Genomic DNA, 12,698 nt, shown 5'->3' with positions numbered 1-12,698 from the left:
GGGGAGCCCGCCCACCCAACCCGCCTACCGGGGGAGCCCGCCCACCCAGCCCGCCTACCGGGGGAGCCCGCCCACCCAGCCCGCCTACCGGGGGAGCCCGCCCACCCAACCCGCCCACCCGGGGGGGTCAGTCCGTCCCGGCTCTCCTGTCCCGCCCGCCCCGGACGATCGCGCGCAGCCGCTCCACCCGCGACCGCAGGCCGCGCTCGTTGCCGTGGTCGGTCGGCACGTAGTAATCGGTCCCGACGAGCTGGTCCGGGGGGTACTGCTGGCGTACGACGCCGTCGGGGTCGTCGTGGGGGTAGCGGTACCCCTGGGCGTTGCCGAGTGCCGCGGCGCCCGCGTAGTGCCCGTCGCGCAGGTGCGGGGGCACGGCCCCCGCCTTCCCGGCGGCCACGTCGGACATGGCCGCCCCGATCGCCGAGACCACCGCGCCCGACTTGGGTGCGGTCGCCAGGTGGATGGTCGCCTGGGTGAGGGCCAGGCGCGCCTCGGGCATGCCGACGAGCGCGACGACCTGCGCCGCCGCGACGGCGACCTGGATCGCGGTCGGGTCGGCCATGCCGATGTCCTCGCTGGCGTGGATCATCAACCGCCGCGCGATGAACCGCGGGTCCTCCCCCGCGCTGATCATCCGGGCCAGATAGTGCACGGCCGCGTCCACGTCGGATCCACGGATGGACTTGATGAACGCGCTGATGACGTCGTAGTGCTGGTCGCCGTCCCGGTCGTAGCGGACCGCGGCCCGGTCCATCGCGGCCTCGACGTCGGCGAGGTCCACCGTCGGTGGTCCGTCGTGGCCGTTCTGCGGTCCCTCCTGCACCGCGCCGGCGGCCACCTCCAACGCGGTCAGACCTCGACGCGCGTCCCCTCCGGCGAGCGCGACGATGTGCTCGAGCGCGTCGTCGGCGACGACGACCCGTCCCCCGAGGCCCCGCGGATCGTCGACGGCGCGCAGCAGGACGGTCCGCACGGCCTCGTCGTCGAGGGGGTTCAGCTGCAGGACCAGCGACCGCGACAGCAGCGGGGCGACGACGGAGAACGACGGGTTCTCGGTGGTGGCCGCGACGAGCAGCACGATGCGGTTCTCGACGGCGTCGAGGAGGGCGTCCTGCTGGGTCTTCGAGAAGCGGTGGACCTCGTCGATGAACAGGACCGTCTGCTCACCGGCGACGAGCGCGCGCCGGGCGGTCTCGATGACCGCGCGGACCTCCTTCACACCGGCCGACAGCGCGGACAGGGCCACGAACCGGCGGCCGGTCGCCGTCGAGATGAGCGAGGCCATCGTGGTCTTGCCGGTCCCCGGCGGCCCGTAGAGCAGCACCGACGCCGCCCCGGAGCCCTCGACGAGCCGCCGGAGCGGGGAGCCGGTGCCGAGCAGGTGGTCCTGCCCGACGACCTCGTCGAGCGATCGCGGGCGCATGCGTACCGCGAGTGGGCCCGAGGTGTCGATCAGGAGGGGTCCGGTGCCCTCGTCGAGGTCGGGCGCGGGAGGGTCGAACAGACCCCTCTCCCCCGTGTCGGTCACGGGACGTCCCGAGGGCTCACCGCAGCCAGGCGGCGTCCAGCGCCTCGGCGATCGCCGCCGAGCAGTCCGCCACCTCGGGCACGCCGACACGACGACCGGCCTCGGCGAGATCGCGCCACCGGCCGACGACGACGGTCGGGTCGCCCGTGCGCAGCGCGAGGCCGCGGGCGTGGCTGTCGTCGCCGAGGTCCACCGGCAGCATCCACAGGGTCGACATCCACACCCACAGGGTGCGGGCGACGAGCATCTTGCGGTTCATCTCGCCGTCGTGTCCGAGCGACGGCCAGATCGACTGCACCTCCGAGCGCCACGCGTCGATCATGGCGGTCACGAGCTCGTCGCGGTGCGCGGCCAGCGACGGCGCCACCGCACTGGTGCAGGTCAGACACGCGTAGGCGATGTCGAGCGTGGCGTCCCGGAAGCCGCCCCACTCGTAGTCCATGAACTGCACGCCGTCGTCGTTGAGGAGGATGTTCGGCGGCCCGACGTCCGACGGGCTGAACGCGCGGTGGTCGCCCTCGCGGACCAACCCGGCCCCGCGGCGCAGCACCTCCACGAACTCCGGCGCGTCGCCCACCCCGAGGTCGTCGGCGAGCACCTCCGGCGCCAACGCCACCCCGGTGTCGAGGTGGACGGCGAGCGACTCGGCGGTGCTGCGGTCCGGACCGTGGCGCAGCAGCGCGGCGAAGTCCTGCTCGCCGCCGACGGTGGCCGCGTGCATCCGGCCCAGGGCCTGCCCCCAGGCGCTCACCGCGCGATGGGCGGCGTCGACGTCGGTCGCGGCGAGCATCTCGGCCATCGACCGTCCGTGCCCGAGGTCGCTGAGGACGATGACCCGGGCGCGGTGGTCGAAGGCGATGAGGTGCGGTCCCGGCCGCGACGGCGTCGGCAGGGCCGTCGCGTACTTGTACGAGGCGAGCTCGCGGGCGAAGGCGTCGCCCGGCTCGTCGACGGGCCAGACCTTGACCACCAGCGTGCGGTCCATCGTCACCGGGTTCGGTGCGACGCGGACACGGACGACGTCGGTGCGACCGCTGCCCCCGAGATCGACGGGGTCGGTGAGATCCACCTGCACCCCGGCACGGGAACTCAGGACACGCTCGGCGGTCCGGACGGCCCCCGACAGGCGCGTCTCGCTGATCACGGTCATCGCCGTTCAACCTACCCAACGCGACGGACACGCCCATCCGCTCACACGGTGTCGGGTCCGTTCGCAGTAGTCGTGTGCGGTGACCCGGGCGTCGCTGCTTGCGCGCGGGTGTCCGCCCGGTTCTCGGGCGTCGGCGGCTGCGGGGCGACGTCGACGGAGACCTCGATGGAGCTCGATGTCGCGTCGGTGTAGATCACGCCCCGCAGGGGCGGTACGTCATCATAGTCCCGTCCGACGGCGACTGTGACGTGCCTCTCACCCACGAGCGTGTCGTTGGTCGGGTCGAACGCGATCCAGCGGCCGTCGGAGGTGCCGACGGCCGCCCACGCGTGGCTGGCGTCGGCGCCGACGACGCGGTCGCGACCGGGTGGCGGTTCGGTCGCCAGATACCCCGACACGTACCGCGCGGCCAGCCCGTGACTCCGCAGGCAGGCCACGGCCACACGCGCGAAGTCCTGACACACCCCCTCGCGCCGCTGCATCACCGTCGCGACACGGGTGCTCACCGCCGTCGAACCGGACCGGTAGGTGAAGTCGGCGTGGATCCGGGACGTGAGGTCGACGACGACGTCGATCAGCGGCCGGCCGGGGACGAGGACCTGCGCGGCGTAGTCGTGCACGGCCGGTGTGATCTCCGGCGGGTCGAGATCGAGGACGAACGCCACCGACCGGGGATGTCGGTCCCGGCCGGGCCGGTGCGACTCCCACGCGTCGAGGGCGGGACCCCGCTCGACGATGTCGGAAGCGATCGGGTCGACGTCGACGATCGAGGTGCCGGTGACCTCGAGTCGCCGGTGCGGGGTGCGCACGTGGAAGTAGGTGTCGGCGTTGCCGAACACGTCGGTGCCGGTGGACCGGTCGGCCGGTTCGGGGTCGACGGCGACGGCCGCCTCGAGAACCCGCTGGCCCGGCAGGTCACGCGGCAGGAGATGACAGCGACCGAACGACGAGCTCACGACGTCGTCGTAGGAGTAGGTGGTGCGGTGGGTGACGGCGTAGCGACGGGTGCCCGCCGCGACAGCGTCCACCGTGGCGGACCCCGGCGTCACGGGACCAGGGCGCGCGCGCCGCCCCACAGCGGCTGCAGGTCACGCGGTGGCGCGAAACGGGTGCGGCCGAGCTGGTCCGACACCGACCGTGCCCCCTCCGCGAGTCCCGCCGTCAGCCGGTCCAGGTCGCGGCGGACACCGGTGTCGTCGGTCGCGACGAGGTCGCCGATCTCCACACGCCGGACGTCGGCGACCATGTCGGCCACGGTGCGCTCCACCGACGCCGAACGCACCTCGTCGGGCATCGCGTCCCAGTCGTCGCGCAGCGCGTCCAGCTGGTAGATCACCGACCGCGGGTTGGTCTCGTCGAGCACGGACAACATGATGACCGATCGCAGACCCATGACCGCGCGGTTCCGCCGGCGGTAGATGACCGCGGACTCGTTGGCGACGAGGAACGCCTCGAGCAGGCCCTGCTCGACGACCGGGTCCGACCGCCGGGCGGCGATCCCGCGGAGCAGCTCGGCGACCAGGATGATCCGCTCGAGCCGACGCCCGGCGTCCATGAACAGCCACCCGGGGTCGTGGACCATCGAGTCGGCCTGCAGACCGGACAGGGCGAGCATCCCGTGCAGCATCTGCTCGTGACCGCGGGCGAGGTCGCCGAGATCCGGCGGTCCCCCGCCACGGAGTTCGGCCATGGCCCGTTCGACGGTGCCCAGCACCATCCACGTGCTCGTCGACATCTGGTCACGGACCGCGCGGGCCGACGAGGCGAGGCGGTCGAGGGCGTGCGCGACGGTCCCCGGGACGGTCCGCGCCGTCGTCATCGCCGCGAGCGTGGCGGTGAGGTCCGTGGCGTCGTCGTCGATGAGGTGACCGGTCCCGGTGGCCGCACCGACACCCGCGAGATAGCGGGCCACGACGGCGGTGTCGTCGGCGCGGGGGCGGTACCGCTGCGCCTGGTGGCGCTCGGAGGCCACACGCACCATGCGGACCGTCGCCTCGGTCCGCTCCCCGTAGCGGCCGAGCCAGAACAGGTCGGCCAGGACGCGTGGCGACAACGCCGACCGGTCGATGGCGGCACCGGTGCTCGGCACCGACATGGCCACCGAGGTCTCGGTGACGCGGGCGTCGCCGGCGGGCTCGGGCGCCACCACCCACACGTCCTTGGCGGCCACCGACCGCAGTCCCGCGCCCGCCGGGCCGTCGGCGAGGACCTGTCCGAGACCACCCGGCATGACCGTGTAGCCGGTGCCGTGCGCGACCGCGAAGGTGCGCAGGGTCACCGATGCCGGGCGCAGCCGCGACGTCCCGCCCGGGGACCGCACGGCGCTCGGGCTCACCGAGAACGCCGGGCAGGAGCGTCCGACCCACTGCCACGGCTGTGCCTCGACGCGGTCGCGCGTCGCGTCGAGCGCGGCGGCGTCGAGTTCCGGGCCGATCACCCGCTCACCGGTGCGCACGTTGTCGAGGACGAGGTCGGCCGCCCGTCGCCGGACCTCGGCGGCGCCCGTGGGATCCCCGGCCCACCAGGAGTCGACGGGCCGCAGGATCAGCTCCTCGTCGAGCAGGGTCCGCGCGAGCGCGTCGGCGACGGTGTGCAGCGCGGGGTTCTCCGCGACGCCGCTGCCCAGGGTGTTCACCACGGTGACCGCGCCGCGCGCGACCGCCTCGACGAGCCCGGCGACACCGAGACGGGAGTCGGTGCGCAGGTCCAGGGGGTCGCACCAGGCGGCGTCGACGCGCCGCAGGACGACGTCGACGCGCTTGAAGCTGCCGAGCGAGCGCATGTAGACGGCACCGTTGCGGACCAGCAGGTCGGAGCCCTCGACGAGCGGGACGCCGAGGTGGGTCGCGACGGTGACCTGGTCGAAGTACGTCTCCGACAGGGATCCGGGGCTGAGCACGACGATCGTGGGGTCGTCGACACCGCTCGGGGCGGCGTCGACGAGGGCGACCCGCAGCGCTGCCGCGAACGACGTGATCGGACGGGGTACGGCGCGTCCGAACGGCCCGGCGAGCACCCGGGAGACGATCCGACGGTCGGCCATCGCGTACCCGATGCCCGACGGCGCACCGGTGTAGTCACCCCACACCGCGACGGACCCGTCGGGCAGGCGTCCGAGGTCGGCGGCGTGCAGCACCAGCGACCGGACACCGGCCGACGCGCCGGCACCCACCTTGGCGATCCAGCCGGGGTGGCCGAACACCATCTCCGGGGCGACGATGCCCTCCTCGAGGGTCCGCTGCGGGCCGTACAGGTCGGCGAGCAGCGCGTCGAGGAGCCGACACCGTTGCGCCACACCGGCTTCCACGGTCGCCCAGGTCTCGCCGTCGAGGACGAGGGGCACGCTGTCGAGCTGCCACGGGACCGGCGACGTCGGCAGCTCCATGCCGTCGCCGACCGGCGTGTAGGTGATGCCCTCGTCGGCGACCATCGCGGCCAACCGTGCGTCGGTGCGCGTCAGCCCGGGTTCACCGGCCCGGGCGTAGGCGTCGACGAGTTCCGACCACTGCGGGCGGATGCCGCCGTCGGCGTCGACGAACTCGTCGTGGGGCAGGCCGGTCGCGCCCAGATGCCGGGGGTCGCGGGCGTCGAACAGGCCGAAGCGGTCGGCGCGATAGGTCTCGACGATGCCGGCGGCCTGTGTGTCGTCGACCGGGGCCGACGTCGCGCCGACGGGTGTCCGGGCCGATGTCACCTCAGGACCGTACGTGCTCGCCGGAGGTCGAGGATCCCCGGCACTCCGAGGTCGACGGCGAGGCGGGCCCGCATCTCCCGGATCGCGGCCACGTCGACCGGCCCCGGTGTGTGCCCGATCGCCTCGAACCGACCGTTGCGCCGGGACTCGGCCTCCACCGCGTTGACCGGGGGACGTTCGTAGGCGCGCCCGCCCGGGTGCACGACGTGGTAGGTCGCGCCGCCGACCGACCGGCCGGCGACGGTGTCGACGAGGTCGAACACGAGCGGCGAGTCGACGGTGATCGTCGGGTGCAGCGCGCTCGGCGGCTGCCACGCACGGAACCGGATCCCGGCGACCCGCTCCCCGGGACGCTCGGTGGCGGCCAGCGGGACGGGGATCCCGTTGCACGTGAGCACGAACCGGTCGTCGTCGCTGCCGGTGACACGCACCTGCACCCGCTCCACGGACGAGTCGACGTAGCGCGCGGTGCCGGTGCCGGTCGACTCCTCCCCCAACGTGTTCCACGGCTCGATCGCACCGCGCAGCTCGATCTCGTGGTTGCGGATCGCGACGGTCCCCAACCGCGGGAAGCGGAACTCGGTGAAGGGGTCGAGCCAGGCGGTGTCGAACTCGAGCCCGGCGTCGCGCAGGTCGGCGGCGACCGCGGCGATGTCGGCGATCACGTGGTGCGGCAACAGGTGTCGGCCGTGCAGTTCCGCGCCGTGCCGGATGAGGCGACCACGGAACGGGTGCTGCCAGAACCAGATCACCAGGCACCGCACCAGCAGCGACTGCACCATCGCCATCCGGTGGTGCGGCGGCATCTCGAACGCGCGGAGCTCCAGCAGGCCCAGGCGGCCACGCGCCGAGTCCGGGCTGTAGAGCTTGTCGATGCAGAACTCGGCCCGGTGGGTGTTGCCGGTGATGTCGGTGAGCAGATGTCGCAGCGCACGGTCGACGGTCCACGGCGCTGTGTGCCCGGCACCGGCGAGACGGTCGATCTCGGCGAACGCGATCTCGAGTTCGTAGAGGGCGTCCTCCCGCCCCTCGTCGACCCGCGGTGCCTGCGACGTCGTCCCGACGAAGCGGCCCGAGAACAGGTAGGACAGCGACGGGTGCCGCTGCCAGTAGGCGATCATCGAGACCAGCAGGTCGGGGCGACGCAGGAGCGGCGAGCGCGCCGGGGTGACGCCGCCCAGCGTGATGTGGTTGCCGCCGCCGGTCCCCCCGTGCGAGCCGTCGAGGTCGAACGACTCGGTGCCCAGACGGGCCAGTCGCGCCTGGGAGTACAACTCGCCCAACAGTTCCGACTGCTCGGCGAACGAGGCCGTGGGCTGGACGTTGACCTCGATGACCCCGGGATCCGGTGTCACCGAGAGCGACTGGAGCCGCGCGTCGGCGGGCGGGCCGTATCCCTCCACCACGACGGGGTCTCCGGTGCGGGCGGCGGCCTCCTCCACCGCCGACACCAGGTCGACGAAGTGGTCGAGGGACTGGGTGGGCGGGAGGAACGCGTACAGGACGTCGTCACGGACCTCGACGACGACCGCGGTCCGCGGCAACGGACGGTCGGCGGGGTCCTGCGCCGGCGGCGGCGGTGTGGCCCCCGGCGTCACGATGGTCACCTCCGGCGGCGGCCCGGGCGCGCGCAGCGCCGGGGCCGGTGCGGTCGGGTCGGTGTCGGGCAGCACCGGCGGCGCCGACCACGACAGCGAGTCCAGCGGCAGCCGCAGTCCGGCCGGGGACGTCCCGGCGGTCAACACGAGCCGCTCGCGGCGCGTCGCCCACGGGATGGACTCCCACGTCACGTCGTCCTCGGTGCGGCTGATCGGCAGCACATGGGCGGTGGCGTCGACGACGGGGCCGTCGAGGGCCGCGAGCAGCTCCGCCCGTCGATCCGGGGAGTCGACGTGGGGTCCGAGATCGGGCGTGTCCCCGCCGTCGGTGTCCGACGCCGGGGGTGTCGGGGTCCCCGCGGGTCGACGCAGCGACTCCGCCAGTGCGACGAGCGGGTCCTCGTAGGCGGGCTGAACGGTCGTCGTGGGCAGGTGCAGTGCGGCGGCGATGGCCTCGGTGAACGCCCGCGACCGCGCCGACGACGCGGCGGTGGGTGTCGAGGCCTCGCCCGACATGGAGCGGCGGGCGGCGTCGTCGTCGGGCCAGGGGTCGGCGAGCAGTTCGGGCCGGGTCCACAGCGGTTCGCCGTCGGTGCGCCACATCAGCGCGATCTGCCAGCGCGGCAACGGCTCCCCCGGGTACCACTTGCCCTGGCTGCGCTGGACGAGTCCCCGCGGCGCGTACTTCTCGCGCAGGCTCTCCGCGAGCACCGATGCGCGGCGTCGCTTGTGCGGGCCGTCGGCCGCGGTCGTCCACTCCGGTGCGGTCTGGTCGTCGACGGAGACGAAGGTCGGTTCGCCGCCCATGGTCAGGTCGACCGCGTGGGTCGTCATCAGCTCGTCGACGTGGGCTCCGAGGTCCACGACGCGCTGCCACTGGTCGTCGGTGTAGGGCAACGTGACCCGCGGGTCCTCGTGGAACCGCGTGACGGTGTTCGAGAAGTCCATCGTGGCGTGACACGGGCCGGTTGCCCCGGTGATCGGCGCGGCACCGCCGGGCGCCGGTGTCGCGGCGAGCGGGATGTGGCCCTCACCCGCGAACAGGCCCGACGTGGGATCCATGCCGACCCAGCCGGCGCCGGGCAGGTACACCTCGGTCCAGGCGTGCAGGTCGGTGAAGTCCGCGGACGGGCCCGACGGGCCGTCGACGGCCTTGACGTCCGAGGTGAGCTGTACGAGATAGCCCGACACGAAGCGCGCGGCGAGGCCCATGCGGCGCAGGATCGCGACGAGCAGCCAGGCCGAGTCGCGGCACGAGCCGATCGCCGTCGACAGCGTGTGCTCGGGGGTCTGCACGCCGGCCTCGAGACGCACGGTGTAGCCGATGTCGTCGCGCAGCGCCTGGTTGACGGCGACGAGGTGGTCGATGGTCCCGGTGCCCGGTGTCGGGCGGTGCGCGGCCACCCACTCGTCGAGCAGGGGTGCGGGACCGTCCGCGCCCGCGGACCGTTCCGCGTGCCGACCGGTCGGGGTGACATCACGCAGGTACGGCTCCAAGTCGGCCCGGAGATCGTCGGTGTAGGTGAACCCGATCTCCTGCGCGGCCTCCTCGACGAAGAAGTCGAACGGGTTGACCGCGGTCAGGTCGGCGACGAGGTCGACGGTGATCGTCAGCGAGGTCGCCGGGGTCGGGAACACGAGGCGCGCCTGGTAGTTGCTGAACGCGTCCTGCTGCCAGTTCACGAAGTGGCCGTCGGGCTCCACCCGCAGCGAGTACGCCTCGATCGGCGTCCGCGAGTGCGGTGCCGGACGCAACCGGACCACGTGCGGGTGGATGGTGACGGGGCGGTCGAAGGCGTAGCTCGTCCGGTGCTCGAGGGCGACCTTGATCGTCACGGCGGAGAGTCCTTCCCGGCGCCGGCATCCAGTGATCCGTGTCCGGCGGTGCCCTCGATCCCACCACACCCGCGCGCGGTCCACCGCACGAGCAGGTGTGACGTCGCTCGTCGGGCGGGCCGCTCGCCCACGAGGTTTCGCGTCAGCCCACGCGCGCCGACCGCCGTCGCCCGACCGCTCGGTGCGCCCACAGAACACCCACCCCGGCCAGCACGATGCCGACCATGTTGACCGCCAGCTGCGCGGCCGACTCCGCGGCGACCGCCCACTGCCCGAGCGTCGCCGCGACCACCGCGTACCCGGCCGCGGGCACCGTCGTCACCGAGATGAACACCCCGACCAGGGCCGCGGACTTCGCCGACACCAGCGACAGCATCCCGGCCGCGCCGGCGAGCACCGCGACGACGAAGGAGAACACGCCCACCTGGTAGATGAAGTCGACCTGGTCGGCGGCGGTGACGTCGCTCAGCTCGATCAGCCCGCTGACCTCCCCGAGCAGCGCGGCCAGTCCGGTGACGACCATCGCGAGCGGGAACCCGATCATCAGGGCGATCAGCGACCGGCGCGCCAGGTCGGCACGACGCGCCACCAACCCGACGGCGATGCCGGCGAGGGGCCCGAACTCGGGTCCGACCACCATCGCGCCGACCACTGTGACCGGGGAATCGGTGATGACACCGACGGCCGCGAGCAGACACGCGATGGTCAGGAACGCGAGGAACGTGACGCTGAGGGTGGCGTCGTCGCGGGTGCGGCCGGTGAGTTCGTGCCACACGATCGCGTCGTCGGGGTCGCCGGGCGCCTCCTTCTCGGCGCGCACCGCGGCGTCGGACAGGACCGTGTCCAGCGGCTCCATCGTGATCGCGCCGCGGCGCTGCAGGCCCCGGGCGGTCAGGGCGTCGAGGACCGCGTCGGCCGCCTCGCGCGTGACGTCGGCCTGCACGAGGTCCCCGGCGGGCTCGATCGCGGCACCGGGGCTGACGACGAGGTGCGTGACCCCGACCGCGTCCCGCAGATGGTCGACGATCTCGGCGGACTCGTCGGCCGGCACGATCACCCGCAGGTGCAGCATGCGGCGGGGGTCAGCCGGCGGTGGGTGCGGCGTCGCCGCCGCGCGGGGCGGGCGTCGCGTCGATGCCCGACTCCTTGCGCTGCGCCGCGGTGATCGGCGCGGGCGCGTCGGTGAGCGGGTCGACGCCGCCGCCGGACTTCGGGAACGCGATGACCTCGCGGATCGAGGACTCGCCCGCGAGCAGCGCGGTGATGCGGTCCCAGCCGAACGCGATGCCGCCGTGCGGCGGGGCGCCGAACGAGAAGGCGTCGAGCAGGAAGCCGAACTTCTCCTGTGCCTCCTCGGCGCTGATGCCCATGATCGCGAAGACCCGTTCCTGCACGTCACGACGGTGGATGCGGATGCTGCCGCCGCCGATCTCGTTGCCGTTGCAGACGATGTCGTACGCGTAGGCGAGCGCGGCCCCGGGGTCCTCCTCGAGCGTGTCGAGCGACTCCGGCTTGGGTGAGGTGAACGCGTGGTGCACGGCGGTCCAGGCGCCGGACCCGACCGCGACGTCGCCGCCCGCGGTGGCGTCGGCGGTCGGCTCGAACAGCGGCGCGTCGACGATCCAGGTGAACGCCCACGCGTCGGGGTCGATGAGCCCCAGGCGGGATGCGATCTCGCCGCGCGCGGCACCGAGCAGCGCACGCTGCGCCTTCGCCGGCCCGGCGGCGAAGAACACGCAGTCGCCGGGGTTCGCGCCGACGTGGGCCGCGAGGCCCTCGCGCTCGGCGTCGGACAGGTTCTTCGCGACCGGCCCGCCGAGCGTCCCGTCCTCGGCGACGAGCACGTAGGCCAGTCCCTTCGCGCCGCGCTGCTTGGCCCACTCCTGCCAGGCGTCGAGCGTGCGGCGGGGCTGGCTCGCGCCGCCGGGCATGACGACGGCGCCGACGTAGGGCGCCTGGAACACGCGGAACGGGGTGTCGGCGAAGAATTCGGTGCACTCGACGAGTTCGAGGTCGAACCGCAGGTCGGGCTTGTCGCTGCCGTAGCGGCGCATCGCGTCGGCGTAGGTCATCCGCGGGATCGGCGTCTGCACCTGCACGCCGATGAGCGACCACAGCGCGACCAGGATCTCCTCGGCGAGGGCGATGACGTCGTCCTGGTCGACGAAGCTCATCTCGACGTCGAGCTGGGTGAACTCCGGTTGCCGGTCGGCGCGGAAGTCCTCGTCGCGGTAGCAGCGGGCGATCTGGTAGTACCGCTCCATCCCCGCGACCATCAGCAACTGCTTGAACAGCTGCGGGCTCTGCGGCAGCGCGTAGAACGACCCGGGCCGCAGGCGTGCCGGGACGAGGAAGTCGCGGGCGCCCTCGGGGGTGGACCGCGTGAGCGTCGGGGTCTCGATCTCGACGAAGTCGTGCTCGGCCAACACGCCGCGCGCGGCGGCGTTCACCTTCGACCGCAGGCGCAGGGCCTTGCCGGGACCCTCACGACGCAGGTCGAGGTAGCGGTAGCGCAGACGCGCCTCCTCACCGGGCGCCTCGTCCAGTTGGAACGGCAGCGGCGCGGCGGCGTTGAGGACCTCGAGCTCGGTGGCGTTGATCTCGATCGCGCCCGACGCGAGTGCGGCGTTCTCGCTGCCCTCGGGGCGGACCTCGACGTCGCCGACGACGCGGACGCAGAACTCCGCGCGCAGGCGGTGGGCGGCCTCGGCGACGGCCTCGTCGCGGAAGACGACCTGCACGAGGCCGGTGCTGTCGCGCAGGTCGATGAACACCACGCCACCGTGGTCGCGTCGACGGGCCACCCAGCCGACGACCGTGACCGATCCCCCGGCGTCGTCGGCACGGAGGGATCCGGCGGAATGGGTGCGCAGCACTGGTGTCCTCTCGAGA

7 protein-coding genes are annotated in these 12,698 nt (G+C 73.4%); all 7 read right to left on the bottom strand.

The features are described 5' to 3' along the window. Nucleotides 1-127: 127 nt before the first annotated feature. Nucleotides 128-1,528 (bottom strand): replication-associated recombination protein A, encoded by a 1,401-nt coding sequence (locus LX12_RS01670; RefSeq protein WP_372504898.1) that lies wholly within the window; start codon nucleotides 1,526-1,528, stop codon nucleotides 128-130. 16 nt (nucleotides 1,529-1,544) lie between these two features. Continuing rightward, nucleotides 1,545-2,678, bottom strand: a complete 1,134-nt coding sequence (locus LX12_RS01665) for a hypothetical protein (RefSeq protein WP_253652751.1) — start codon at nucleotides 2,676-2,678, stop codon at nucleotides 1,545-1,547. 41 nt (nucleotides 2,679-2,719) lie between these two features. Further along, nucleotides 2,720-3,706, bottom strand: a complete 987-nt coding sequence (locus LX12_RS01660) for a transglutaminase family protein (protein ID WP_253652750.1) — start codon at nucleotides 3,704-3,706, stop codon at nucleotides 2,720-2,722. A 17-nt stretch (nucleotides 3,707-3,723) separates the two neighbouring features. Then, nucleotides 3,724-6,372 (bottom strand): circularly permuted type 2 ATP-grasp protein, encoded by a 2,649-nt coding sequence (locus LX12_RS01655; RefSeq protein ID WP_308213952.1) that lies wholly within the window; start codon nucleotides 6,370-6,372, stop codon nucleotides 3,724-3,726. Further along, nucleotides 6,369-9,806, bottom strand: a complete 3,438-nt coding sequence (locus tag LX12_RS01650; RefSeq protein ID WP_253652749.1) for a transglutaminase family protein — start codon at nucleotides 9,804-9,806, stop codon at nucleotides 6,369-6,371. Before LX12_RS01650 ends, LX12_RS01655 begins: the two co-directional genes overlap by 4 nt. 142 nt (nucleotides 9,807-9,948) lie before the next feature. Further along, a complete protein-coding gene (locus LX12_RS01645; RefSeq protein WP_253652748.1) occupies nucleotides 9,949-10,878 on the bottom strand; it encodes a DUF389 domain-containing protein in 930 nt (309 codons plus the stop codon). A 10-nt stretch (nucleotides 10,879-10,888) separates the two neighbouring features. Further along, nucleotides 10,889-12,682 carry an aspartate--tRNA ligase gene (aspS, locus tag LX12_RS01640; RefSeq protein WP_253653148.1) on the bottom strand — a complete coding sequence of 598 codons (1,794 nt, stop codon included), beginning with the start codon at nucleotides 12,680-12,682 and terminating at the stop codon, nucleotides 10,889-10,891. Nucleotides 12,683-12,698 lie beyond the last annotated feature (16 nt).

The organism is Williamsia serinedens, assembly GCF_024171725.1.
GTDB classification, from domain to species: Bacteria; Actinomycetota; Actinomycetes; order Mycobacteriales; family Mycobacteriaceae; genus Williamsia_A; species Williamsia_A serinedens.
This window is presented reverse-complemented; position numbering and strand designations above follow the sequence as displayed.

Coding starts and splice junctions, on each gene's coding strand:
- LX12_RS01665 (WP_253652751.1), bottom strand. CDS start 2,678: ATGACCGTGATCAGCGAGACGCGCCTGTCGGGGGCCGTCCGGACCGCC.
- LX12_RS01645 (WP_253652748.1), bottom strand. CDS start 10,878: ATGCTGCACCTGCGGGTGATCGTGCCGGCCGACGAGTCCGCCGAGATC.